Source organism: Pantoea sp. Tr-811 (assembly GCF_011752535.1).
Classification (GTDB): Bacteria; Pseudomonadota; Gammaproteobacteria; order Pseudomonadales; family Pseudomonadaceae; genus Aquipseudomonas.
On record NZ_VWXJ01000001.1, the window covers coordinates 198,728 to 223,471 of the forward strand.

The 24,744-nt window shown below is 65.5% G+C and carries 24 protein-coding genes; 12 read left to right on the plus strand and 12 right to left on the minus strand.

Features of this window, described 5'->3' with window-relative positions:
• Positions 1 to 8 precede the first annotated feature (8 nt).
• Positions 9 to 494, minus strand: a complete 486-nt coding sequence (locus tag F3J44_RS00910) for a flavin reductase family protein (protein ID WP_167062343.1) — start codon at positions 492 to 494, stop codon at positions 9 to 11.
• Between the two features lie 316 nt (positions 495 to 810).
• Here F3J44_RS00910 and F3J44_RS00915 point away from each other — a divergent pair, with 316 nt between their 5' ends.
• Positions 811 to 2,217 (plus strand): cytosine permease, encoded by a 1,407-nt coding sequence (locus F3J44_RS00915; RefSeq protein ID WP_167270037.1) that lies wholly within the window; start codon positions 811 to 813, stop codon positions 2,215 to 2,217.
• 116 nt (positions 2,218 to 2,333) lie between these two features.
• Here F3J44_RS00915 and F3J44_RS00920 read toward each other — a convergent pair whose 3' ends face one another.
• The 3 genes from F3J44_RS00920 to F3J44_RS00930 form a co-directional block, all read right to left on the minus strand.
• Entirely contained in the window at positions 2,334 to 3,959 is a 1,626-nt protein-coding gene (locus F3J44_RS00920) for a methyl-accepting chemotaxis protein (RefSeq protein ID WP_167270039.1), read from the minus strand.
• Positions 3,960 to 4,146: 187 nt separating this feature from the next.
• Positions 4,147 to 5,772 (minus strand): methyl-accepting chemotaxis protein, encoded by a 1,626-nt coding sequence (locus tag F3J44_RS00925; protein ID WP_167270041.1) that lies wholly within the window; start codon positions 5,770 to 5,772, stop codon positions 4,147 to 4,149.
• 232 nt (positions 5,773 to 6,004) lie between these two features.
• The gene (locus F3J44_RS00930) at positions 6,005 to 7,207 is read right to left on the minus strand and encodes an NAD(P)/FAD-dependent oxidoreductase (protein WP_167270042.1); all 1,203 of its coding nucleotides are present in this window, start codon (positions 7,205 to 7,207) and stop codon (positions 6,005 to 6,007) included.
• 267 nt (positions 7,208 to 7,474) lie between these two features.
• Here F3J44_RS00930 and F3J44_RS00935 point away from each other — a divergent pair, with 267 nt between their 5' ends.
• Positions 7,475 to 8,014 carry an Rrf2 family transcriptional regulator gene (locus F3J44_RS00935; protein ID WP_167270044.1) on the plus strand — a complete coding sequence of 180 codons (540 nt, stop codon included), beginning with the start codon at positions 7,475 to 7,477 and terminating at the stop codon, positions 8,012 to 8,014.
• Positions 8,015 to 8,083: 69 nt separating this feature from the next.
• Here the strand turns inward: F3J44_RS00935 and F3J44_RS00940 are convergent, their stop codons facing one another.
• Positions 8,084 to 8,989, minus strand: coding sequence for an AraC family transcriptional regulator (locus F3J44_RS00940; RefSeq protein ID WP_167062325.1), 906 nt, complete (start codon positions 8,987 to 8,989; stop codon positions 8,084 to 8,086).
• 103 nt (positions 8,990 to 9,092) lie between these two features.
• Here F3J44_RS00940 and F3J44_RS00945 point away from each other — a divergent pair, with 103 nt between their 5' ends.
• From F3J44_RS00945 to F3J44_RS00965, 5 genes are read left to right on the plus strand one after another with little or no spacing between them, the layout of a single operon-like run.
• Positions 9,093 to 9,653: a carboxymuconolactone decarboxylase family protein gene (locus tag F3J44_RS00945; RefSeq protein ID WP_167270046.1), complete on the plus strand. Its 561-nt coding sequence runs from the start codon at positions 9,093 to 9,095 to the stop codon at positions 9,651 to 9,653.
• Positions 9,654 to 9,700: 47 nt separating this feature from the next.
• A complete protein-coding gene (locus tag F3J44_RS00950; RefSeq protein WP_167270048.1) occupies positions 9,701 to 10,765 on the plus strand; it encodes an acyl-CoA dehydrogenase family protein in 1,065 nt (354 codons plus the stop codon).
• Positions 10,762 to 11,583, plus strand: a complete 822-nt coding sequence (locus F3J44_RS00955; RefSeq protein ID WP_167270050.1) for an ABC transporter ATP-binding protein — start codon at positions 10,762 to 10,764, stop codon at positions 11,581 to 11,583. The genes F3J44_RS00950 and F3J44_RS00955 overlap by 4 nt, the downstream gene beginning before the upstream one ends.
• On the plus strand, positions 11,576 to 12,775 hold the full coding sequence (locus tag F3J44_RS00960; RefSeq protein WP_240158155.1) for an ABC transporter substrate-binding protein: 1,200 nt from the start codon (positions 11,576 to 11,578) through the stop codon (positions 12,773 to 12,775). The genes F3J44_RS00955 and F3J44_RS00960 overlap by 8 nt, the downstream gene beginning before the upstream one ends.
• Positions 12,775 to 13,530, plus strand: coding sequence for an ABC transporter permease (locus tag F3J44_RS00965; protein ID WP_167270052.1), 756 nt, complete (start codon positions 12,775 to 12,777; stop codon positions 13,528 to 13,530). Before F3J44_RS00960 ends, F3J44_RS00965 begins: the two co-directional genes overlap by 1 nt.
• A 156-nt stretch (positions 13,531 to 13,686) precedes the next feature.
• Here F3J44_RS00965 and F3J44_RS00970 read toward each other — a convergent pair whose 3' ends face one another.
• The 3 genes from F3J44_RS00970 to argC all read right to left on the minus strand — a co-directional run bounded on the left by F3J44_RS00970 (position 13,687) and on the right by argC (position 15,797).
• Positions 13,687 to 13,941 (minus strand): hypothetical protein, encoded by a 255-nt coding sequence (locus F3J44_RS00970; protein WP_205299610.1) that lies wholly within the window; start codon positions 13,939 to 13,941, stop codon positions 13,687 to 13,689.
• Between the two features lie 162 nt (positions 13,942 to 14,103).
• Positions 14,104 to 14,790 carry a GNAT family N-acetyltransferase gene (locus F3J44_RS00975; protein WP_167270054.1) on the minus strand — a complete coding sequence of 229 codons (687 nt, stop codon included), beginning with the start codon at positions 14,788 to 14,790 and terminating at the stop codon, positions 14,104 to 14,106.
• Positions 14,791 to 14,861: 71 nt separating this feature from the next.
• Positions 14,862 to 15,797, minus strand: a complete 936-nt coding sequence (gene argC / locus F3J44_RS00980; protein ID WP_167270056.1) for an N-acetyl-gamma-glutamyl-phosphate reductase — start codon at positions 15,795 to 15,797, stop codon at positions 14,862 to 14,864.
• Between the two features lie 186 nt (positions 15,798 to 15,983).
• Between argC and F3J44_RS00985 the strand changes: the two genes are divergently transcribed.
• Both F3J44_RS00985 and F3J44_RS00990 read left to right on the plus strand, forming a co-directional pair.
• Complete coding sequence (locus tag F3J44_RS00985) at positions 15,984 to 16,865, plus strand: LysR family transcriptional regulator (RefSeq protein ID WP_167062300.1); 882 nt, start codon at positions 15,984 to 15,986, stop codon at positions 16,863 to 16,865.
• A gap of 87 nt (positions 16,866 to 16,952) precedes the next feature.
• Positions 16,953 to 17,231: a hypothetical protein gene (locus F3J44_RS00990; protein WP_167062297.1), complete on the plus strand. Its 279-nt coding sequence runs from the start codon at positions 16,953 to 16,955 to the stop codon at positions 17,229 to 17,231.
• A gap of 58 nt (positions 17,232 to 17,289) precedes the next feature.
• On the opposite strand, the gene F3J44_RS00995 is transcribed toward F3J44_RS00990, so the two are convergent.
• Positions 17,290 to 17,940: a TIGR04211 family SH3 domain-containing protein gene (locus F3J44_RS00995; protein ID WP_167062294.1), complete on the minus strand. Its 651-nt coding sequence runs from the start codon at positions 17,938 to 17,940 to the stop codon at positions 17,290 to 17,292.
• 271 nt (positions 17,941 to 18,211) lie between these two features.
• Here F3J44_RS00995 and F3J44_RS01000 point away from each other — a divergent pair, with 271 nt between their 5' ends.
• A complete protein-coding gene (locus F3J44_RS01000; protein ID WP_167270058.1) occupies positions 18,212 to 18,760 on the plus strand; it encodes a TetR/AcrR family transcriptional regulator in 549 nt (182 codons plus the stop codon).
• Between the two features lie 6 nt (positions 18,761 to 18,766).
• On the opposite strand, the gene F3J44_RS01005 is transcribed toward F3J44_RS01000, so the two are convergent.
• Both F3J44_RS01005 and F3J44_RS01010 read right to left on the minus strand, forming a co-directional pair.
• On the minus strand, positions 18,767 to 19,954 hold the full coding sequence (locus F3J44_RS01005; protein WP_167270060.1) for an MFS transporter: 1,188 nt from the start codon (positions 19,952 to 19,954) through the stop codon (positions 18,767 to 18,769).
• Positions 19,955 to 20,022: 68 nt separating this feature from the next.
• Complete coding sequence (locus tag F3J44_RS01010; RefSeq protein ID WP_167270062.1) at positions 20,023 to 21,237, minus strand: hypothetical protein; 1,215 nt, start codon at positions 21,235 to 21,237, stop codon at positions 20,023 to 20,025.
• 194 nt (positions 21,238 to 21,431) lie between these two features.
• Here F3J44_RS01010 and F3J44_RS01015 point away from each other — a divergent pair, with 194 nt between their 5' ends.
• Both F3J44_RS01015 and dddP read left to right on the plus strand, forming a co-directional pair.
• On the plus strand, positions 21,432 to 21,932 hold the full coding sequence (locus F3J44_RS01015; protein ID WP_167062282.1) for a VOC family protein: 501 nt from the start codon (positions 21,432 to 21,434) through the stop codon (positions 21,930 to 21,932).
• 134 nt (positions 21,933 to 22,066) lie between these two features.
• On the plus strand, positions 22,067 to 23,425 hold the full coding sequence (gene dddP, locus F3J44_RS01020; protein ID WP_167270064.1) for a dimethylsulfonioproprionate lyase DddP: 1,359 nt from the start codon (positions 22,067 to 22,069) through the stop codon (positions 23,423 to 23,425).
• Positions 23,426 to 23,559: 134 nt separating this feature from the next.
• On the opposite strand, the gene F3J44_RS01025 is transcribed toward dddP, so the two are convergent.
• The gene (locus F3J44_RS01025) at positions 23,560 to 24,627 is read right to left on the minus strand and encodes an AbrB family transcriptional regulator (RefSeq protein ID WP_167270068.1); all 1,068 of its coding nucleotides are present in this window, start codon (positions 24,625 to 24,627) and stop codon (positions 23,560 to 23,562) included.
• Positions 24,628 to 24,744 lie beyond the last annotated feature (117 nt).

Genomic DNA, 24,744 nt, shown 5'->3' on the forward strand with positions numbered 1-24,744 from the left:
AATAGGCTTCAGGCAAAGGCGGGCAGGCTGGCCATCTTGCCGCGGCAGTAGATCATCGGCCGAGGCGCATCCTCAGGCACGATCAGGTTGTGTACCTTGCCGACCATGATGGCGTGGTCGCCACCTTCGTATTCACGCCACAGTTCGCATTCGATGACGGCAGTGGCGCCAGCCAGGATCGGGTTGCCCAGCTCGCTCAGGGTCCACTCGATGCCGGCGGCCTTGTCCTTGCCTTTCTTGGCGAACGCATAGGCTTCGGCCTGCTGTTCACCGGAGAGCAGGTGAATGGCGAAGCGCTTGCTCTTGATCAGCACAGGGTAGGAGTCGGAGCTGTAGTTGGGGCAGAACAGCACCAGCGGCGGGTCCATCGACAGGGAGGAGAAGGCGCTGGCGGTCAGGCCGACGACCGAGCCGTCGTCGTCCAGGGTGGTGATGACGGTCACGCCGGACGGGAAGGAGCCCAGGACGTGCTTGTAGACGGTTGCGTCGATCATCTGGTGTACCTCTGAAAGGCTGCGGTGGTCCGCGGTTTTTATCGTTGATGTGTCTGATGGTATACCGTAATACCTATTTTGCAAGCAGAATTTTCAAACCCTGTTTTTCACGATGAACGGCTCAAGGCCACGTAAACCGTGGCCTTGAGCGGTGAGGCGGTTTGTCGCAGGGGTTGTGCGGGCAGATCAGCGGGCGTTTTTTACTGCGGATCAGTGTTGTCAAAAGTTTGGAATACCATAATATGGTCCGCAGCTGAGAGGCCGCCTAGATGCGGTTTCCTTACAAAGATAAAAACGACCTTTCGAGCTGAAAACCATGTCCCAACCGTCGTCGCAACACCAGTTTGTCGAGAATCACACGGTCGATTACGTTCCACCTGCCGAGCGCCATGGGAAGGCGCGTGACCTGTTCACCCTCTGGTTCAGTACCAACATCGCGCCACTGCCCATCGTCACCGGCGCCATGGTGGTCCAGGTGTTCCACCTGAACCTGTTGTGGGGCCTGGTCGCCATTGTGCTGGGCCACCTCGTCGGGGGCGTGGTCATCGCCCTGGCCTCTGCGCAGGGACCGCAGCTGGGCATTCCACAGATGGTGCAGAGCCGGGGCCAGTTCGGCCGCTACGGCGCCTTGCTGATCGTGTTCTTCACCGCGCTGATCTATGTCGGCTTCTTCATTTCCAACATCGTCCTGGCGGGCAAGACCATCCACGGCATCGCGCCAAGCGTGCCGATGCCGGGCGCGATCGTGATCGGTGCCCTGAGCGCCACTGCCATCGGCGTGATCGGCTACCGCTTCATTCACATCCTCAACCGCATCGGCACCTGGGTGATGGGCTCGGCGCTGCTGGCCGGTTTCATCATGATGTTCGTGCAGCAGCTGCCGGCCGACTTCTTCAGCCGGGGCGCCTTCAACCTGTCGGGCTTCATTGCCACAGTGTCGCTGGGCACCATCTGGCAGATCAGCTTCTCGCCGTACACCTCCGACTACTCACGCTACCTGCCGCGTGAGGTGGGCATCGCCAAGCCGTTCTGGGCCACCTACTTCGGCGCCACCCTGGGCACTATCCTGTGCTTCAGCTTTGGTGCGGTAGCGGTGCTGTGCGTGCCGGAAGGCACCGATGCCATGGACGCGGTCAAGCAGGCCACCGGCTGGCTGGGCCCGATCCTGATGGTCTTGTTCCTGCTCAACATCATCAGCCACAACGCCCTCAACCTGTATGGCGCGGTGCTGTCGATCGTCACCGCCATCCAGACCTTCGCCGCGCAATGGACGCCGAGCATCAAGGTGCGGGTGGTACTGGCGTCGGTGATTCTGGTGGGCTGCGCGATGGTGGCGCTGAATGCCTCGGCAGGCTTCATCGGCCAGTTCATCGGCCTGATCCTGGCGCTGCTGCTGGTGTTGGTGCCGTGGGCGTCGATCAACCTGATCGACTTCTACCTGATCAAGAAAGGGCAGTACGACATTGCGTCGATCTTCAGCGCGGACGGTGGCATCTATGGCCGCTTCAACCACCACGCGATCATTGCCTACGCCTGCGGCATCCTGGTGCAGTTGCCGTTTGCCAATACGTCGCTGTATGTGGGGCCGTACTCGAACATTGTCGAAGGGGCTGACCTGTCGTGGGTGTTCGGGTTGCTGGTGACGGTGCCGCTGTATTATTGCCTGGCGACCCGGGGTAAGGCGGCTGAGAAGGCTGGGCGGGTTTTGAGTGTTAACGACTGATAGATTGTGACAGGGGGCTGCTTTGCAGCCCATCGCAGGCAAGCCTGCTCCTACAGGTACCGTGTAGGAGCAGGCTTGCCTGCGATGGGCCGCAACGCGGCCCCGGCGATCTCAGATCAAACCCTGAACTGCGCCACCCGCCCGTTCAAATCCACCGCAAGGCGCGACAGGTCCTGCGCCGCCGCACTGGTCTGATTGGCCCCTGCCGATGTCTGCATCGACAGGTCGCGAATGTTCACCAGGTTGCGGTCCACCTCCCGCGCCACCTGCGCCTGCTGCTCCGAAGCACTGGCAATCACCAGGTTACGCTCGTTGATCGAGGCAATCGCCTCGGCGATCACCTCCAGCGCCTCCCCGGCAGACTGCGCCACTTGCAAGGTTCCGCTGGCACGCCCCTGGCTGCTTTGCATCGCCGTCACGGCGCGCTCGGTGCCATTCTGGATGCCCGCGATCATCTGCTCGATCTCGGCCGTGGATTGCTGGGTACGGTGGGCCAACGCCCGCACTTCATCGGCCACCACGGCAAAGCCACGGCCTGCCTCGCCGGCCCGCGCGGCTTCGATGGCGGCGTTCAGGGCCAGCAAGTTGGTCTGCCCGGCAATCGCGCCAATCACGTCCAGCACCCGGCTGATTTCATTGGCGTTGCTGGCCAGTTGCTGAATTTCCGCGGCGGTGCCGGTCACATCCTCGACCAGGTGCTGCAACGAGGCCAGTGCCCGGTTGACCTGGTCGCGGCCATCGCGGGTGGTGCGGTCGGCGCCCTGGGAGGCATCGGCGGTGCTGACCGCGTTGTTCGCCACCTCTTCAACGGCCGCGGTCATCTGGTTGACGGCGGTGGCGGCCTGGTCGATCTCGGCGCTTTGCTGGTGCAACCCGCGGCTGGTGTCTTCGGTCACGCTGTGCAGCTCTTCCGAGGCCGAGGCCAGCTGGTCGGCGCTGGCAGCGATATGGCGCAAGGTGTCGCGCAGGCTTTCCTGCATGCGGCGCAGGGCCGCCAGCAGCAAGGCCGGCTCGTCGTGGCCGACCACGTGGATGTCGCGGGTGAGGTCGCCGGTGGCGACCCGTTCGGCCACGGCCACGGCATCGGCCAGTGGCGCGACGATGCTGCGGGTAAGCAGGGTGGCGATGGCCGCCAGGGCAAGCATTATCAGGGCCAGTGCCACCAGGGTGATCTGGTAGGCCTCGCGGGCGGCATCGCTGGTGCGCTGGGTGGCGGCGTAGGCGCCGGTGCTGTTGAAGTCGATGAGCGCGCGCATGGCCTGCATCATGGTTTCGGCCAGGGGGTTCAACTGGCTGGCGATCAGCGCCCTGGCGCTGTCGACGTCCCCGGCGGCGATATGCTCGGCAATGCGCGATTGCAGTTGCTCATAGCCTTGGTAGGCGGAGGTGAAGGCATCGAAGCGGGTGCGCCCCATCGGCGTGGTCACGGTTTGCTCGTAGGCGTGAATGTCGTCGCGCAGGCCCTGGCGGGCGGTGTTGAGCGCTGCGAGCGCGCCGGCACGGGCCTGGGCGTCGGTTTCCAGGGCGCTGCGCAGCAGCAGGATGCGTGCCTGGCCGAGGTTGGTGCTGACCGCGCCAAGCGAAACCACCGCCGGCATCCAACCGCCGCGCACGTCTTCCGAGGCGCTGTCCATGCGCTGGGTTTCAAACAGCGAAACCAGCCCCATGGCCAACACCAGCACCCCCAGCAGCACGAACAGGCAGGCTGCCCGTTTGCCGATCTTCATGTTCCTCAACCGCATGCGACACTCCGTGACAAGGCTTGATTACAACGGCTCGACGTCCGTTATACAAATTGTCTACAGATGATTGCATGGGGCTATCAGGGGTGCCAGCAGCCAGAGGGGGGTGAGGCATTCTGTCGCGGGGCCGTTGTAGGCGCGGGCTTGCCCCGCGAATGGGCCGCAAAGCGGCCCCGGCGATCTCAGATCAAACCCTGAACTGCGCCACCATCCCATTCAAATCCACCGCCAGGCGCGAAAGGTCCTGCGCCGCCGCGCTGGTCTGATTGGCCCCCGCCGATGTCTGCATCGACAGGTCGCGAATGTTCACCAGGTTGCGGTCCACCTCCCGCGCCACCTGTGCCTGCTGTTCCGAGGCACTGGCGATCACCAGGTTGCGCTGGTTGATCGAGGCAATTGCTTCGGCAATTACTTCCAACGCCTCACCGGCACCCTGGGCCACCTGCAGCGTGCCGCTGGCGCGCCCCTGGCTGCTGTGCATCGCCGTCACGGCGCGCTCGGTGCCGGTTTGAATACCCGCGATCATCTGCTCGATCTCGGCCGTCGACTGCTGAGTACGGTGGGCCAGCGCCCGCACTTCATCGGCCACCACGGCAAAGCCACGGCCTGCCTCGCCGGCGCGTGCCGCCTCGATGGCGGCATTGAGTGCCAGCAGGTTGGTTTGCCCGGCAATCGAGCCGATCACATCCAGCACCCGGCTGATTTCGGCGGCGTTGCTCGCCAATTGCTCGATCTCGGTGGCGGTGCCGGTCACGTCCTCGACCAGGTGCTGGATTTCCGCCAGGGCCTGGTTGACCTGGTCGCGGCCATCACGGGTGTTCTGGTCGGCGCCCTTGGACGCATCGGCGGTGCTCACCGCATTGTTCGCCACTTCCTCAACGGCTGCGGTCATCTGGTTGACCGCCGTGGCCGCCTGGTCGATCTCGGCGCTTTGCTGGTGCAGGCCGCGGCTGGTGTCCTCGGTGACGCTGTGCAGCTCTTCGGAGGCCGAGGCCAACTGGTCGGAGCTGGCGGCGATCTGCCGGATGGTGTCGCGCAGGCTGGCCTGCATGCGGCCCAGGGCGCGCAGCAGCAGCGCCGGCTCGTCGCGGCCCAGTACGCGGATGTCCTGGGTCAGGTCGCCGGTCGCCACGCGCTCGGCCACGGCCACGGCATCGGCCAGGGGCACCACGATGCTGCGGGTGAGCAGGGTGGCGATGGCGGCCAGGGCGAGCATGATCACCAGCAGCGACGCGATGATGGCGGTGAGGGCTTCGTCGGCCACATCGCTGCTGCGCTGCGAGGCATCCTCGGCGCCCTTGCCGTTGTAGGCGATCAGCGCGGTCATGGCTTTCATCATGCTGTCGGCGTACAGGGTCAGCGGGCCGCTGAGCTGTTGCTTGGCCTCGGCCATGCGCCCGGCACCGATGTCTTGCAGGACGCGGGCCTGCAGGTCGAGGTATTGCTGGTGGGCGGCGGTAAAGGCGTTGAACAGGGCGCGGTCGTCGGCCGCGATGATGGTGTCTTCGTAATCCTTGAGGCTGCCCTTGAGTTGCTGGTTGATGCCGCTAACCAGCTCGATGTTGCGCGCGCGTTCGGTGGGGCTGTCGTCCAGCGCGGCGCGCAGGGTGACGGCGCGGGCGCGCCCAAGGTCGGTGCTGATGTCGCCCAGGGCGACTACGGCGGGCATCCAGGTGACACGGATCTCGTCCGTGGCCGAGTCCATTTGCCGGGTTTCGTACAGTGCGATAAGGCCCATGGCCAGGACCAATACGCCCAACAGGGCAAAAACGCTGGCAGCGCGAATGCCGATCTTCATATTCCGTAACTGCATGGAATGCTCCTTGACGGTGGCGTGCAGGCGTCAAGAGCATGGACGGCTGGCCGGGCTACCGGGGAGGTGCCAGGCTCTCGATGCGCTGCGAATTAAATGTGTTCCTCACCCTCTTGAATCTGTTTTTGATTTGAATGATGCCATATGGCCATTAATATTGACCAGTCATTCAATGTAACGACAAGTTCCGACAAATCCGTCATTATTTGACGGATCTGTCAGGATTTTGCGCTTAAACGATCGCGATCATGGGGTCGGCGGCAGCCAGGGCCAAGGCCCGATCTGCGGCCGGCGGGTAGATCCACACCGAGTTGATCTGGCGCTTGAGGGCCTTGCCTTCCTCGCCCTGCAACTTCAGTTCACGCGCCCAGCCTTCGCTGTAGGCTGCGCCCCATTCGCCCAGGTCCAGGCAGGTGACGTACTTGGGCTGGCGGTAGGCCACCGGGGCGACGCCCAGCAGGTCGGCCATGGCGTTGTTGCCCGAATGGCGGCCCATGGGGATGGCGTGCTGGCAGGTCATCAGGGCGTGGTTGCCCAGCTCGTCGACGGCGGCCCAGGCGGTGTCGCCGGTGGCGTAGATGTGCGCCTGGCCGATGACCTTGAGGTGGTCGTCGACCTTCAACCGGCCAAGGGCGTCGCGCTCACCGGCCACCTGGGCGGTCAGCGGGCTGGCTTTCACGCCAACGGTCCAGATCACCGTCTTGCTGGCGATGTACTCGCCGTTGTCCAGGGTGACGCCACCGGCGTCCACGGCCACCACCGAGGTGCCGGCCAGCCATTGCACGCCCGCTTGCTCGCAGGCGGCGATGATCGACGGGGTAATGCCTGCGCCCAGTGCGGCGCCGGCGTGTTCGGCGCGGTCGACCATCACCACCCGCACCGGGGTATCGCTACCGAGCACCGCACGCAGGCGCGCAGGAATCTCCGTGGCGGTTTCGATGCCGGTAAAGCCACCCCCGCACACCACCACGGTGTGGCGGGCCGGCGAGGCGGGCAGGGCGGCCAGGCCAACCAGGTGCGCTTCGAGCTTCATGGCCGACTCCATCTGGTCAACATCGAAGGCATGTTCGGCAAGGCCTGGCACCGGTGGGCGTGCCACCTGGCTGCCGGCCGCCAGAATCAGCCGGTCGTAGGCGATTTGCTGGTGCTGGCCGTTGGCATCGCGGTAGCTGACGCTGCGGCCTTCGGCATCGATGGCCTCGGCATTACCGGTGATGAAACGCACGCCTACCGCTTCGAACAATTCGCCAACCGGCGCCTTCAGGCTGTGCACGTCGGCTTCGTAGAAGCGTGGGCGAATGCGTAGTTCAGGCTGGGGGGCGAGCACGCTGATGCTCAGGTCGTCGCGCTGGGCCTGGTCGAGCAGGCGGGCGGCGCTCAGGGCGCTCCAGACACCGGCAAAGCCGGCACCGATGATCAGGATGTTCGATTTCATGGACATGCTCCGCGAGGGGGAAAGGGGCTTCGAGGGCGTTAGCTGCGTCGCTCGAATAACTGCGACTGTATTGATCGCAGTTAAGGGCCGCAAGCTTTTTTTCGCCATCGGGCCTCGGCCAACACCGGCTGAACGCCATGTAACCCAATATTTATAAGGCTTATAGGAAAAAGCCGTTGGCTTGAAAAACGACAGGTGGCGTTCATCGGCTTTGCGTAGGCAGGACTATCCGCGTATTATTTGCGACAAAGTTGGTCGGAGATTGTTATGTCGCTCTACAGTGCTGGCGTCGAATACGGCATCCATTGCCTGCTGTACCTGGTGGACGACCGCGGGGATAGCCGCGAGTCCAGCGTGCGTGACCTGGCGCAGTTGCAGGGCGTGCCGCAGGAATACCTGGCCAAGGTGTTCACCAAGCTGGCGCGGGCGAAACTGGTGGTGGCCACCGAAGGCGTGCGCGGTGGCTTTCGCCTGGCGCGGCCTTCGGACGAGATCACCGTGCTGGATATCGTCAATGCCATCGACGGGCCGAAGAAGATCTTCGACTGCCGCGAGATCCGCGAGCGGTGCAGTTTGTTCGAAGGTGCCGCGCCTGGCTGGGCGACCGAGGGCACCTGTGCGATCCACGCGGTGATGCTGGGGGCGCAGAAGCGCATGGAAGAGGCGCTGGCCCAGCAGACCATCCTCGACCTGGCGCGGCGGTTCGGGCGCAAGGCACCTGCTGAGTTCGGGCAGCAGGTCAATGAATGGATGAGCGAGCGGCGTGAGGGCAAGGGCGCCGGGGATATCCCCGTCAGTCAGCTCTGAATCCTAAGCCTGTACCGCCCCCGCGCTCTTCGTAGGAGCGGGCTCGCCCCGCGAAAGGGCCGCTACAGGTCAGCGCCGCTCATGCTGGCGCCGATAGGCCCCAGGCTGCATGCCAATGGCCTTGGCAAACGCCCGGGTAAAGGCCGCCACCGACTGATACCCCACCTGCGCGCCCACCTGTTCCACGGTATTGCCCGCCCGCAACAGCTGGCAGGCATGGCGCATGCGCAAAGCCAGCAACACCTGCCCCGGCGACTGCCCGGCCAGTTCATTGAAACGCTTGAAAAACGCCGACCGCGATAGCCCCGTGCACGCCGCCATGCTTTCAAGCGTCCACGCCTGCCCAGGTTGCTCGATCAACTGCTCCAGCAACCCCGCGAATGCCGGCTGGCGGGCGAGGGCGACCAATCCCCCCAGCGCTTGCCCACCTTGTGCCTGCTGGCGCAGCACATACAGGAACAACAGGTGCGTCAGGCGTTCGAGCAGCGTTTGCGAGGGCGAGCGCCGGCACTCCTCCAGAATCAGGCCGAACAGCGCCTGCGCCGCATGCCCGTCCGGTTCCTCGGCGCGCAGCACGATCCAGTCGGCCAGGCCCTCGACGATCAACGAGGAAAGCCCCGGGCGAAACTCGAAGAACCCGCACACCAACCCCACGCCGTCGCTGGCACCGACGTCCAGCGCCTGCATCACCTGGCGCGGCTGGGCGCAGGCGCTGGCCGGGTCCTGGTCACTGGAAAGCCGGTAGGCCAGGTCGCGCAGCAGGAACACCGCATCACCGGCCTCCAGCCGCACGGCCTGTGCCTGGCCGTCGATATGCAGCCAGCAATGGCCCTGCACCACCAGGTGAAAGCTGGCCCGGCCCATGCCCTGGGTGCTGGCATGCCAGCCGCCGCAGTAGCGGCCAACGTGGAACAGGCTGGCGTCGAGTTCGAGGCCCTCTAATAACCAATCGACAAGGTGGCTGGATGAAATCATCTAATGCAAAGACTCAGGAGCAAGGAAAGGCGACTGATGAATATGGAGGCTATTTCTTATAACCAACAGACTGTACTGACTTTCAGCAAAAGGAGACCACTCCATGACCTCGCGCATTACTTTACACACTCTGCAGAGCGCCCCGGAAGCGGCTCGCCCGTTCCTTGAGAACGCCCAGAAGAACTCGGGCTTCATCCCCAACCTGCTCGGCGTGCTGGCCAATGCCCCGGCGGCGCTGGAAACCTACGTGACCGTTTCAGCGCTCAATGGCAAGGCCGAGCTGACCCTGGCCGAACGCGAAGTGGTGCAACTGATTGCCGCCACCAATCACGGCTGCGATTTCTGCGTCGCCGGCCACACCGCCGTCGCCCTGAACAAGGCCAAGCTGCCCGCCGAGGTGGTCGAGGCCCTGCGTGCCCGTGGCGAGCTGCCCGACGCCCGTTACGAAACCCTGGCCGAGTTCGCCCGCGAAGTCATCGCCACCCGCGGCAACGTCAGCGATGCCACCTACCAGGCCTTCCGCGCCGCCGGTTTCAGCGAAGGCAACGCCCTGGAAGTGATTCTTGGCGTGAGCCTCGCAACCCTGTGCAACTTTGCTAATGTGTTCGCCCAGACGCCGCTCAATGACGAACTGAGCAAGTACCGCTGGCAGCCAACCGCATAACCGCGCGCCTGGCGCGGGTGGCGCCTGGGATAAAAAGGAGTAGGGACATGCTTGATAGTGCATTTCGTCAATGGCTGGATGCCAATGCCGAAGCGATAGACCAAGGCCAGTGCGACCCGCAACGGGTGCTGGCGCACATTGCCGAATCGCAACTGCTGCGGGTGGGCGTGGAGCCGGCCCTGGGCGGCAGCGGTGGCGCCATCACCCATGCGGTCGAAGCGATTGCCGCCATCGCCAGCCGTTCGCTGGCCGCGGCCTTCGTGTGCTGGGGCCAGCGCGCCTTTATCGAATACCTGTTGCAAAGCCCCAACCAAGGGTTGCGCGAGCGCTTGCTGCCGGGGCTGCTGACCGGCGAGCTGGCCGGGGCCACGGGCCTTTCCAACGCCATGAAGTTTCTGTCCGGCATCGAGGCGCTGCAGGTGCGTGGCCGCCCGAGCGCCGAGGGCTGGGCGCTGGAGGGGCGCCTGCACTGGGTGACCAACCTGCGCAAGAGCGGCTTCGTGGTGGCGGCGGCCATCGAGGACGATGCTGGCGGCTCGCCGTTCATCATGGCCATTCCGTCGGATGCCCAGGGCCTTGAGCGCTCCGACGACCTGGAGCTGATGGGGCTGCAATCGAGCAACACCGCCGCATTGGCGTTCCACCAGGTGGCGCTGAGCCGCGACTGGCTGCTGCATGGCAATGCCCGTGAGTTCCTGCCGGCAGTGCGCCCGGCGTTCCTCGCCCTGCAGTGCGGCCTGGCCATCGGCCTGGCCCGGCGTTCGCTGGATGAGGTGCATGAACACCTGCACGGGCGCCTGTCGTTCCTTGAGGAACATCGCCAGGTGCTCAAGGAACGCCTGGAAAACACCGTCGCCGAACTCAAGCAGGGGCTGCTCGAAGGCCGTTTCCAGAGCCAGGCGGCTGCCTTGTTCAAGCTGCGCATCACCCTGGCCGAAAGCGCCGCCGACGCCGTGCAACTGGAACTGCAGGCCAGCGGTGGCAAGGCTTACCTGGATGAGTTCGGTGCAGGCTTCGCCCGCCGCTGGCGGGAGTCGGCCTTTGTGCCGATCGTTACCCCTAGCCTGGTGCAACTGCGCGCCGAGCTGCACCGCCAGGCAGCCAGCGCATGACCCAGGCCGTATTGCAAGCCCGCGAGATCAGCCTGGGCTACCCGCGCGAGGGTGGCTGGCAACAGGTGCTGGCGCGCTTCGACCTGCAGCTGGCGCCGGGCGAGGTGGTGACCATTCTTGGCCCCAGTGGCGTTGGCAAGTCCAGCCTGTTGCGGGTGCTGGCGGGCCTGCAGCAACCGCGCAGCGGCAGCGTGACCCTGCACGGCGAGCCGTTGCAGGGGCCGCACCCCCGCCTGGCGGTAGCCTTCCAAGACCCTAGCCTGCTGCCCTGGCTGAGCCTGGAAAAGAACGTTGCCTTTGGCCTGGACTTCGCCCGCCAGCCCAAGCTGGCCGTAGCCGAGCGCCGGGCGCGCATCGACCACGCGATTGCCGCCGTGGGCCTGGCCCATGCCCGTGGCCAATACCCGGCGCAGCTTTCCGGCGGCATGGCCCAGCGCACGGCGCTGGCCCGCTGCCTGGCGCGCCAGCCCGAGGTGCTGCTGCTTGATGAACCCTTCGGCGCGCTGGACGAAGTGACCCGCGCCGATATGCAGCAACTGCTGCTGAAGCTGATCGCCACCCACAATACGGCGGCGGTGCTGATTACCCACGATATCGACGAAGCGCTGTTGTTGTCCGACCGCGTGCTGCTGCTGGGCGACCACCCGGCGCATATCCTCGGGCAATGGCCCATCGACCTGCCGCAACCGCGGACGCAGCGGGTCGAGGAACTGGGCGCACTGCGCATCGATATCCTGAAAACCCTGCGCCGTGCCAGCCGCAGCGCCGAACCTCATCCCACCCCGTTGCCTTCGGAGCCTGTCCATGTGCATGGATGACTGCTGTTCCTCTACCTCGCGTCGCGATTTCCTCAAGCTCAGCGCCATGCTCACCGCCGCCGGTGCCGTGCCGCTGTTGTCCAGCCTGCAGGCCCGTGCCGCTGCCGAACCGGACGCGCCGGTGCGTATCGGCTACCTGCCGATCACCGACGCCACGCCGCTGTTGGTGGCGCACAACAATGGCCTGTTCGAGGCCGAGGGCATCAAGGCCGAACGCCCGGTGCTGCTGCGCAGTTGGGCGCAAGTGATCGAGGCGTTCATTTCCGGCCAGGTCAACGTCATTCACTTGCTGTCGCCGATGACCGTGTGGGCACGCTATGGCAGCAAGGTGCCGGCCAAGGTGGTGGCGTGGAACCATGTCGGCGGCTCGGGCCTGACCGTGGCACCAGACATCACCGAAATGAAGCAGCTCGGTGGCAGGACCGTGGCCATTCCGTTCTGGTACTCGATCCACAACGTGGTGCTGCAGCAGATGCTCGACGACAACGGCCTGACTGCCGTGTCCAAGCCCGCCGATGCGGCGCTTGCGGCCAACGAGGTCAACTTGCTGGTACTGCCGCCCTCGGACATGCCACCGGCCCTGGCCAGCAAACGTATCGCCGGCTACATCGTCGCCGAACCGTTCAATGCCCTGGCGGAAAACCTCAAGGTTGGCCGCGTGCAGCGCTTTACCGGGGATGTGTGGCGCAACCATGCCTGCTGCGTGGTGTTCATGCACGAGCACGACCTGAACAACCGCCCGGAATGGTCGCAGAAGGTGGTCAATGCCATCGTCAAGGCCCAGCAGTGGACCCGCGACCACCGTGCCGAGGCCGCCGCATTGCTGTCCAAGGCCGGCCCCAACAAGTACACCCCGCACGAACCGGCCGTGCTGGCCAAGGTGCTGGCACCGGGCGCCGAGGAGCGCGCCGGCTACATTGCCAGTGGCGCCATCGTGCACCAGCAGTGGGATGAAAAGCGCATCGACTTCCAGCCGTACCCGTACCCAAGCTACACCGAGGAGCTGGTCAAGCGCCTGAAGAACACCCTGATCGAAGGCGACAAGGGCTTCCTTGCCGGGCTGGAACCGTCCTTCGTTGCCCGTGACCTGGTCGACGACCGCTTCGTGCGCAATGCCATTGCGGCGGTCGGTGGCCCTTCGGTGTTCGGCATTGCCGAGAACTTCGAGCGTAGCGAGGAGTTCGCGGTCTGATGCGCAAGCACGTGCTACATGCCGGCCTTGGGCTGGCCGGGCTGCTGGGTTTGCTGCTGCTGTGGTGGGCCGGGGTGCAGGTGTTCGGTGCCGCCGACGGCCTGTCGGCGCGTTTCTCGCCCCAGGCGACCTTGGCCAGCCTGGTCGAGTTGCTGGAGCACGGTGAGGTTTACAGGCATGTGTGGGTGAGCCTCAAGCGCATCCTGGTAGGCCTGTTGCTGGCGCTGCTGATTGGCGTGCCCTTGGGCCTGCTGGTGGGCAGCTACCGGCACCTGGAGGCGGCGACCACGCCGGCGTTTCAGTTCTTGCGCATGATTTCGCCGCTGTCGTGGATGCCGGTGGTGGTGATGCTGATGGGCGTTGGCGACCAGCCGATCTACTTCCTGCTGGCCTTCGCCGCGCTGTGGCCGATTCTGCTCAACACCGCGGCCGGCGTGCGCCAGCTCGACCCGCGCTGGCTGCAGCTGAGCCGCAGCCTGAGTGCCACGCGCTGGGAAACCCTGTGCAAGGTGATTATCCCTGGGGTGATTGGCCATGTGTTGACCGGCGTGCGCCTGGCCATTGGCATTTTGTGGATCGTGCTGGTGCCGTGCGAGATGCTGGGGGTGAGTGCCGGGCTTGGCTATTTCATTCTCGACACCCGCGACCGGCTGGCGTATTCGGAGCTGATGGCGATGGTGCTGCTGATTGGTGTGCTGGGTTTCATGCTTGATGCGCTGGCCCGTGGGCTGCATCGGCGCTGGGTGCATGCCTGACCAGCGCCCCCACGTTCCCCTCGTAGGAGCGAGCAAAGCTCGCGATGCGGCCTGGCAGGCGCAATAGGGTTCAAGGTATCAACCCGCCTGTGATATCACATCGCGAGCTGCGCTCGCTCCTACCAGGCCTGCGCAGCCACGCACCCGTGGGGCGGGTCAATGCACCGACTTGCGCGCCTGCACACAATCCCTGGCTTGATCGGCCAACGCATCCAACCACGCGTCACGCTGCTGCTCGGCATCGAGCATGGCATCCTCACCCTGCTGATTGAGCAGGTAGGTGTGAATCTGCAGCACCTCGGCGCTCTGGTAGATCGGCGCAATGTCCAGCCGGCCGATCAGCGCGCCGCTGGCCTGGCCGGTGCTGCTCATCAACACCTGTGGCCCGTTGGCCGAAGGCGCTGGGTGCATGCCTGACCAGCGCCCCCACGTTCCCCTCGTAGGAGCGAGCAAAGCTCGCGATGCGGCCTGGCAGGCGCAATAGGGTTCAAGGTATCAACCCGCCTGTGATATCACATCGCGAGCTGCGCTCGCTCCTACCAGGCCTGCGCAGCCACGCACCCGTGGGGCGGGTCAATGCACCGACTTGCGCGCCTGCACACAATCCCTGGCTTGATCGGCCAACGCATCCAACCACGCGTCACGCTGCTGCTCGGCATCGAGCATGGCATCCTCACCCTGCTGATTGAGCAGGTAGGTATGAATCTGCAGCACCTCGGCGGTCTGGTAGATCGGCGCAATGTCCAGCCGGCCGATCAGCGCGCCGCTGGCCTGGCCGGTACTGCTCATCAACACCTGTGGCCCGTTGGCCGAAACCACCTGCATGCCCATGGCTTCGAACCACGGCACTTGCCGGGCGAAGGCATTGAGCTCGACGCTGGCAAAGCGTGCCTGCAGGTCGCCCAGCAGCGCGCGGGCGATGCCTTGGCGGCGCTGTTCGGGGTTTACCGCGAGAAACGCCAGGGCGCAGGCCTGGGGGTTGTCCTGGGCGGGCAGGGCCAGGGCGAAGCCGAGCAGGCGGTCTGGGGCCTCGGCATCCAGGGCCAGGGTCAGCGTCACGGCCAGGCCGCGGTTGCCGTCCATGGCTTGCAGGTATTGATGCACCTCCATGCCAACGCCGTACTGGTACAGCGGGTACAACGGGTTGTCGGCACGGATGGCGACGCTGCTCAGGTCACCGACGTGGTGGATCACCAGGTCGCGGATCTGGTTCTGGAAAGATTCGGGCGGCACGCTGTCGAGGCGGCTCAGGATGAACATCGGTGGACGGGCTCCGGCTGCGGTAGGCTGACCCCGCGCCGGCTGGCGCGGGGTGCACAGTCTAACCCGTTTTAGCCTGCCATCGCCGCGAGCATCAGGTCGAGGTTCTGCACCGCCGCGCCCGAGGCGCCCTTGCCGAGGTTGTCGAACACTGCGGTCAACAGCACCTGGCCGTGCTCGGGGTTGGCGTACAGGGCCAGGCGCAGGTCGTTGCTGTCGTTCAGCGCCTGGGGGTCGAGCGGGGTGGCCGGGCCGTGCTGGTGCAGCGGCATCACCTGCACATGGCGGGCCCCCTGGTAGTGCCGCTCAAGGCTGGCCTGCAACTGCTCGGCGCTGGGCCGGCCGGGCAGCAGGCGCAGCTGCAGGGGAATGCTCAGCACGATGCCCTGGCGATAGGCCGCATAACCCGGCAGGAACATGGGCCGAGCCGACAAGCCGGCATGCAGCTGGATTTCCGGCACATGCTTGTGGGCCAGTTCCAGGCCATACAGCTGCAAGGCCGGCGCGGCTTGCCCGGCGTGCGCTTCGTGGCGCTCGACGGCGGCACGGCCACCGCCGGAATAGCCGGAAATGGCGTGAATGCTCAGCGGGTAGTCGGCAGGCAGCAGGCCATCGCGGATCAGTGGCCGCAGCAGGGCGATGGCGCCGGTGGGGTAGCAGCCGGGGTTGCTGACGCGGGTGGCCTGGGCGATGCGTTCGGCCTGCTGCTCGTCCAGCTCCGGCAGGCCATACACCCAGCCTGCCGTGGTGCGGTGCGCGGAGCTGGCGTCGATTACTCGCACGGCGGGGTTGTCGAGGGTGGCCACGGCCTCGCGGGCGGCCTCGTCGGGCAGGCACAGCAGGGCGATGTCGGCGGCGTTGATCGCTTCGCGGCGGCGTTGCGGGTGCTTGCGCTCGGCGTCGGGCAGGGTCAGCAGGCGCAGGTCGCGGCGACCTTGCAGGCGGGCGTGGATCTGCAGGCCGGTGGTGCCTTGGTCGCCGTCGATGAAAACGAGGGGGGTGTGCATGGTCGGGTCCGGTCAGGGGAGGGATGGCGTATGCTCGCCTGTGGCCGAGGTAAAGAAAATTTGAATATCATGACGGGGGTATTCATATTTTCTGAATCTTGTTTAGCTTGTACCGGCCTCTTCGCGGGGCAAGCCCGCTCCTACAGGCGAAGAGGCCGGCACAGGCAACAAAGGACCCTGACCTAAATGCGCGAAATCAGCCTCGACCGCCTGCGTACGCTGGTGGTCATCACCGACCTGGGCTCTTTCGCCGAGGCCGCCCGCCAGCTCAACCTGGCGCCGCCCACCATCAGCCTACACGTGGCCGAACTGGAAGCGCGGGTCGGCGCGCCACTGCTCACCCGCAACCGCAACCAGGTGCGCCCCACGGCCATTGGCGAAACCCTGCTGGCCCGGGCCCGGCGCTTGCTGGCCGACGCCGACCTGGCCCTGGAAGAAGTGCGCCGCCAGGTCGAAGGCCTGACCGGGCGGGTGCGCCTGGGCGCCTCCACCGGGGCCATCGCCCATTTGCTGCCCCAGGCTCTGGAGCACCTGCGCAGCGAGCACCCGGGCATCGATGTGCAGGTTCAGGTGCTCACCTCCCAGGCGTCGCTGGCACGGCTGCGCGACGGCAGCCTGGACATCGGCCTGGTGGCGCTGCCACAGGTGGCGGGCAAGGGCGTCAGGCTCACTCCTTGGCGGCGCGACCCGATTCTGGCCTATGTGCCAGCCCACTGGCAGCCACCGGCCCGGGTCACCCCGGCCTGGCTCGGGCAGCGCGCGCTGATTCTCAACGACAGCACCACCCAGCTGTCGCGGGTGACCGGCGAGTGGTTCGCCGCCGCCGGGCTGTACCCCGAAGCGCGCATCGAGCTGAACTACAACGATGCGATCAAGAGCCTGGTGGGCGCAGGCTACGGCGCCACCTTGCTGCCCCAGGAGGGCGAGGCAGCGGAGCTGGACCTGCGCATCGCGCGGCGGCCATTGCGCCCAGGGCTGTGGCGCAAGCTGGGTATCGCGTGCCGGGAGGGGCAGGTCGAGCGCGCCACGGCGCACGTGCTCCAAGCGCTGCAGCGGTTGCGCCAGTAAGCGTTCGGGCCAATGGCCGACTATGCTACTCGCTGCGTCGAGCCACTACCCCTCGATGACCTTTGGAATTTCCCAGGAGAGCGCTCCATGAAAGCCATGAAACTGTTACCCCTGCTGGTGGTTGCATCGTTGCTGAGCGTTGGCGCCCAGGCTGCCAATGAGGCCAAGGTCAACTGTGATGCGAAGATCAAGAACCTGGAAGACATCCATAAAGCCGATGGGCCGGGCCTGCATGGTGGCGCGGCCCATGATTTCCAGGCGCTGCTCAAGGAGGCCAAGAATTTCCGCGCCAAGGGCAACATGGCCAAGTGCCAAGCCGAGGCGGACCGGGCCTTGACCATCTACAACAAGGCCCGCGGCAAGTAGCCTGCCAGGATGGCCGCCCACCGCCGGTTGGCCTGCGGTGGGCGGCGGCTGTCGTGGATCAGAACCAGCGGTCGTTCTTCTTGCGCCCGCGGGTCAGCGCCGGCAGGATCAGCCCCGCCAGCAGGCCGGCACCGGCGATGCTGCCGCCGTACACCATGTAGCGCATCATCACCTGCTTGTTCTCATCGCCCAGGCGCGCCTGGGTGTCGCGCAGGCTCGACTGGCTCTGGTCGAGCTGTTCATTCAGCGCCTGGTTGCGCGTTTGCAGTTCATCGATCAGCTGCTTGCGCGAGTCCAGCGTTTCCTGCATGCCCTGTACGCGGTTCTTCCAGCTGTCGTCGATGGTCTTGAGCTGCCCCGACAACTCCGCCACCTGGGCATCGAGTTGCGGCAGGCGCTCGTTCTGGCCAGGCACCGACTGCAGGTCGCTGGTGAGAATCCACACCACATCGCCGTTCTGCCCGCGCACCTGGCTGTAGTTGCCCTGGCTGCCGACCAAGGTGAGCTTCTGCCCGGACTTGAGCGTGCCGACAATGCGGTGGCCATCGGTAGGGCCACTGCGCACGTAGGTGCTCAGGCTGTCGCTGACCCAGCGCGCATCGCTGGCTGGCTCTTCGGCATGCACCGGTGCGGCGAGGGCCACCAGGGCGGCGATCAGGCTGCCGCGCAGGGCAGGGAGGGCGAGGGAGGCTGGGCGGGATTCAGGCATGTTGGGTCTTCGCTGCAACAGAAAATAGAGGCCCGGTGATTGCTCATCAAAGGCAGGGCCGGCGAACCGGTCGGTGAATTGACCGTCTGCGACAGACCGCATTTTTGTAGGCAGGTTCACTACTTGGCCCAGGAATTGTCTGCAGAATGTTGCTAAACCCGGGCTAGAGCGGCTACATGCGCCTGCCTTTGCCGCGCTTCGCCTGGCCTGGGTTTTTGCGCCCGGCGCCAACCTTGCTATCCTCGCCGGCACCAGCCGCCGCGAGTTGACCATGCCCCGACCGAAGAAACACGACCTCAGCACCCCCGGCAGCAAGGCCGTGATCATCGACGCTGCGTTGCAGGTGATTCGCCGCGAAGGTGCCGGCTGCGCCACCTACCGGCGCATCGCCGCCGAGGCCGGGGTATCGCCGGGGACCATGACTTACCATTTCGCCACCATCAACGAGATCATCGCCGCCGCCTTCATCAAGATGTGCGACGGCATTGCCGACCAGTACTGGCGCCAGCTCAGCGAAGCGCGCGACAAGGCCCATGCCCGTGAACTGGTCGCCGACCTGATTTGTGGCGACCTGTGGAAGGCTTCCGGGCAGATGCTGCTGATCTTCGAGCTGTACACCTTCGTTTCGCGCAACCCCCAGTACACCTACGTGATGGACGACTGGATGGCCCGCTCGCGCCAGGCCCTGCAAATCCACTTCGATGAACGAACCGCCCGGGCCCTGGATGCGCTGATCGAGGGCTTTACCATCCACAATGCCCTGAGCAAGACCGTGGTCAGCCGCGACAGCATCCTGGCGCTGATCCAGGCCATTGCCTGAGCCGCTTCAGGCCACTTGCAGGCGTTCACGCTCTTGCAGCGACGAAGCCAGCACGAAGGCGATGGCCACCAGCGTCAGCACCGGCAGCATGGCCAGGCGCAGGCCATGGTGCTCACCAATGAAGCCCAACAACGGCGGGCCAACCAGAAACGCCAGGTAACCCGCCGTGGCCGCCAGGCGCACACGCTGGTCGCTGTGGCTAGCGCTTTCACCGGCGGCTGAAATCGCCAGCGGAAAGCCCAGCGATGCGCCTACGCCCCACAGCAGCACGGCGGCAGCGGCTACCCATTGCACGTCGCAGAACACCACCAGGGCCAGGCTCAACGCGCCGATCAGGGCGCTGGCGCGCAGGGTGAGGGCGCGGCCGAAGCGGCGGATCACCGGTGCACCGGCGAAGCGCCCAAGGGTCATGCCGACGGTGAATACCAGGTAAATCAGCGTGCCGGCGGTTTGCGCAAAGCCATGGCCGTCGATCATCAGCAGCGGCAGCCAGTCATTGGCGGCGCCTTCGGCCAACGCCATGGCCAGCACCACGAAGCAGATCAGCAGCAGGCGCCGGTCCTTGAGCAGGGGCTTCCAGGCGAAGCCTTGATGGCGCTCACCGGGTTGCCCGTTGGCTTGTTCGCTGGCCCGTGGCGCATGGCCGATCAGCACCAGGGTGGCCAGCGCCGAGAAGGCCGCCACGGCCAGGAGGTGTTGGCCCAGCGGCACCTGCAGGGCGGTCATGGCCATGCCCAGCAGGGCGCCTGCCAGGGTGCCGAGGCTGAAGAAGCCATGCAGCGTGGTCATGATCGGCGCATCGATGGCCCGTTCCACCGCGCCCCCTTCGATGTTCGCCGCGATATCCGCCCAGCCCATGCCCAGGCCGAACAGCAGCAGCCCGGCGAACGCACACCAGGCGCTGGCGAACTCGCCGCTGGCGGCCAGCACGCACAGCCCGGCCGACAGCCCCAGCAGGCCGATGCGGATCACCCGGTTGGCACCCTGGCGGGCGATCATCCGCCCGGCGCTGAGGATGCCCAGCATGGCCCCTGACGAAAAGCCGAACAGGATCATGCCCATCTGTTCGGTGGAGGCCTGCAGGCCATCGCGCAGGGCCGGGGTACGGGTGACCCAGCTGGCCAGGGTCAGGCCGGGCAGCATGAACAGCAGGTACAGCGCGCATCGGGACCAGCGGGTGACGGAAGCAGGCATGGCGGGCAACTCGCAAGAAATTATCGTACAGGTGTACGGTAAAATCGTACGGGTGTACGAGACGCGGGTCAACCGTGCCGGGGCAGCAGGGCCAGGTACTGCGCCACTGTGTGCTCAAGGCCGTGGTCGGTCTGTTTCAACAACACATCGAACAGCACTTGGCTGTAGCGTGAACGCGGGGCTGGCGGCTTGTCCCGTAAAGGGTCGAGCTGCCAGCGTTCGATCACTGCTCGGTCGCTCATCGACAGCATGCAGCCGGCCAGGGTGCTGGCGGCATGCTGCCTGCTCACCTGGTTGCGGGCAATGAAGGTGAGCGCACCCAGGATGGCCGTGTTGGCCAGCGCCCACGCTTGCTGCACGGAATTGGCCTGCAGCAGCTGCGTCGCCAGCTCGTGGGCCTTGTCGCGGCCTTCGAACGGCAACTTGCGGGCCGTGCATTGGGCCATGATGTAGGCGCACACCTCTTCGATGCACAGTGCCTGGATGCACGCGGCCAGTTCATCGCGCCACTGCGGCCTTGGGCCGTCGCTCACCGCCTTGCGCAGGGCGCGGTAGAGCTGCGAAAGCGGTGCCCGCTGCTGGCCGTCGAGGCTCACGTTGCCCAGCCAGCGCACCTTGTTCTTCCAGGCTTTTGGTGGCACGTCCTGGCTGAAGGCATCCAGCGGGGAATCCGGGTCGACCAGCAGTATGTGCGCTTCGTGCAAGGCCTGCAGGATCGAGGCATCCATGGCCAAGGAGGGGCTGACCCGGGCGTCGCCGCTGGCAGGCTCGGTGGCATTCAGGCAGTTGCGCCGGGCATCCATGCGCACTTCGAGCAAGGCCATCAACTGCAGCTTGTGGCTGATCGAAAGGCTGTGCAGTGCCAGCGGTTTGCGGCGGGCGACCGACCAGTGCGCCTTGATGCGCTGGCGCTGTTCGATGGCCTGATCCTGCCGGGCACGGTTGCGCGAGGCCTGGCACGGCGGGCAGGTGCATGCGCGCTCCCAGTTGGAGGGCGAAGCAAAGAAGTGGCGGTGCTTACAGGTTTTGCAGAAGGCCAGGTTTTCTTTCACGCTTTGCGCGGTTCTGCTTTTCGGCCGCTCGAACAGGCTGACCCGGCAGTAGGGGCATTTCAGCCCCGCGCAGGGCAGCGCCGGCAGCGCCCGGATCAGGCTGCTGGGGGCAATGTCGATCTGGTAGCGCTCCAACAGCTGCGTGATCCGTTCGCCGCTTCGGTATTCGCGGTACAGCGCTTCGATCTGTTCGGGGTTCAGGTGCTGCAACTTGCTTTCGAGGTTCGACAAACCGTTATCTCCCTATGGCTTGCGTGTGCGGTCTGCCGGTGATGATGCCGTGCGGTAAAGGGGGGCGGTTGTGGGACAATTCGCTGCATCGCGTAAGGCATTTCTGACTGCATTCCTTTCCCTGGGGCGCCACCATCGCCAGCGCCGGATCAGGGGCTAGACTCAAGGTTCACCTTCGCCCATGGAGCCAGGCCATGACTGCCAAGAACACGATCTGCCTTTGGTTCAACCAGGATGCCGAGGATGCGGCCAACTTCTACGCCCGAACCTTCCCGGACAGCCGGGTGCTGGCGGTGCACCCAGCGCCTGCCGATTACCCCTCTGGCAAGGCCGGGGACGTGATTACCGTTGAATTCACGGTAATGGGCATTCCCTGCGTGGGGCTCAATGGCGGTACCACGTTCAAGCATTCGGAGGCGTTTTCATTCCAGGTGTGCACCGAAGACCAGGCCGAAACCGACCGCCTGTGGGACGCCATCGTCGGCAACGGCGGTGCTGAAAGCGTATGCGGCTGGTGCAAGGACAAGTGGGGCATCTCGTGGCAGATCACCCCGCGCATCCTGCTCGACGCCATCGCCAGCCCCGACAAGGCCGCCGCCCAGCGCGCCTTCGCGGCGATGATGGGCATGGGCAAGATCGATGTGGCGGCGATCGAGGCGGCCATGAAGGGGGCCATGAAGGGTGCCGGCGGTTAGCGTTTGCCATACGCCCAGGTCATCGATAAGCCTTGGAAAATGTCGTTGTATGGGCGCCGAGCACTGGCCATACACTGGTGCCTGGCCGTACCCGCGCAGTTTCCATACAACAAGACCAGGGAAAACCGCACGCCATGATGACCTCGCCGTTCTCGATCCCCGCCCACGCCCGCCGTATCGACCCCGCCCGCCAGCGCGCTGCTGCGCTGAAGGCCGACGGCTCGCCCGACGACAATGACCGTACCGAAATCGGCCCGACCCCGCTGGCCTTTGCCGAATGGGCGGCGCTAGGCCTGCAGGCACCGCACCTGCCGAGCATGCGCCAGTACCGCCTGCAGCGCATATGCCAGCAGCTGGTCGCCCGCGACCTGGGCGGCATCCTGTTGTTCGACCCGTTGAACATTCGCTATGCCACCGACACCACCAACATGCAGCTGTGGACCACCCACAACCCGGCCCGGGCCTGTTTCGTCGCCGCCAGCGGGCATGTGGTGCTGTGGGACTTCCATGGCTGCGATCACCTGTCGGCGCACTTGCCGCTGGTGAGCGAGCTGCGCAGCGGGGCATCGTTCTTTTATTTCGAAACGGGCGAGCGCACCGACGAGCACGCCCGGCATTTCTGCGCCCAGGTCGACGCGCTGCTGCGCAGCCACGCCGGCAGCAATCGGCGGCTGGCGGTCGACCGAATCGAGGTGGCCGGGCTACGGGCCCTGGATGCGCTGGGGGTAGAGGTGCACAGCGGGCAGGCGGTGACCGAGTTCGCCCGGCTGATCAAGGGCCCTGACGAGATACTGGCCATGCGCTGCGCCGTGGCGTCCTGCGAGGCGTCGGTGGCCGAGATGCGCCAGGCCATGGCGGCTGGCGTGACCGAAAACGATGTCTGGGCCGCCCTGCACGCGGGCAATATTCGCCGCGGTGGCGAGTGGATCGAAACCCGTATCCTCAGTTCCGGGCCGCGCACCAACCCTTGGTTCCAGGAGTCTGGGCCGCGGGTGCTTGGCGACGGTGACCTGTTGTCGTTCGATACCGACCTGATTGGCGTGTACGGCATTTGCGTGGACATGTCGCGCAGCTGGATTTGCGGTGATCGCGAGCCTACGGCTGAACAGAAGCGGTTGTACCGCATTGCCCACGAGCACATTCATGTCAACGCCGAGATGGTTCGCCCCGGTGTGCGTTTCACTGAGTTGACCCGCAACGGCCATCGCCTGCCGGAAAGCTGCCGGGCGCAGCGCTATGGGGTGATGTTCCATGGGGTGGGGCTGTGTGATGAGTACCCGAGCATTCGCTACCCGGAAGACCTGGAGTCCTATGGCTATGAGGGGGAATTGCAGTCGGGCATGGCGCTGTGTGTCGAGGCCTATGTGGGAGAGGTGGGTGGGCGTGACGGGATCAAGCTGGAGAACCAGTTGCTGGTGACCGAGGATGGGGTCGAGGTGTTGACCCGGTATCCGTTTGAGGACAGTTTTTTGCGGGGGGGTGAACGGTTTTAGGGAGGAGGCGCCTGGGAGATCGAGCGCCGCCCGCGCGGCGCTTCGCGAGCTGCGCTCGCTCCTACGTTTGTTTCGGGCCAATGTTCATGTGGCCACCGCGCGGGCGGCGCTCGATCTAACAGGCGCCGCACCTCTCAACCCGACCGCACCTGGGTCAACCGAATGATCTGCCGCGCACAAAACGCCCCCGTCAGAATCACCCCGAACAACCGCAACGTCTGCATCGCCAGCACCAGCCCGACATCAGCATGGGTTTCCACCGCGATGATGGCCATGGCATCCAGCCCACCCGGGCTGGTCGCCAGGTACATCGACAGGAAGTCGCTGCCCATGGCCAGTGCCAGCCCATAGGCGCACGCGGCGCACAGCACGATCAACACCACCGCCCCGGTAATCATGGTAGGCAGGCGCTTCCACACGTAGGCCACGGTCTGCCGGTCGAAGCGCAGGCCAATGTAGCAGCCAATGGCGCCGTAGGCGCACGCCAGCAGGGGCTGGGGCAGGGTGATGGTCAACAGCCCGGCCAGTTGCAGCGCGCCACCCAGTAACAGTGGCGTCAGCAGGGCGCCCGCCGGCAACCGGCTACCCACGGTGATCCCCACCAGCACCACCGCCAGGCTCAGCAGCAGGTTGGCCAGGTGCGGCGCCTGCGCCACCGTCGTTGTGCCGGCGGCCGCGCTGCCCGGGGTGGCGCCGAGCAAGTGGCTGACCAGCGAGCCGATCATCACCACGCACACCACCCGCACATACTGCATGGTCGCCACCACGCGGGCGTCGGCGCCGTTTTCCTCGGCCATCGACACCATCGCCGAGGCCGCGCCCGGCGCCGTGCCCCAGGCCGCGGTGCTGCCGGGAATGCCGCCGAAACGCACCGTGCCCAGGCCGACCAGGGCGCTGAGGGCAACCGTAATGAAGGTGGCGACCAGCATCAGGTGCCAGGACTGGGCCATGGCCACCAGCACCGCCCAGGTGACCGAGTGGGCGACCATCAGGCCGACGCAGCCCTGGCCGAAGCGGAACACCTGGCGGTGCAGGCGCAGTTGCGCGCCGCCTACGCCAAAGGCGATGGCCACCAGCATGGGGCCAAGAAACAGCCCGGCCGGTACGGCCAGGGCATGCAGCACCTGGCCGACCGTGCCGGCGCAGAGCAGCAGGGCGAACCAGCGGAAAAGGGTTTTTGCAGAGGGTAGGGCGGTGGGCAACGTGAATACTCCTTGCACAGCGATAACGCGAGGCTGGTAGCGCCAGCGCGAAAAATTATCGACCTGGCAATCGATCAAGTCTATTTTCTACTTTTGATGAATCCATAACTGAAATTG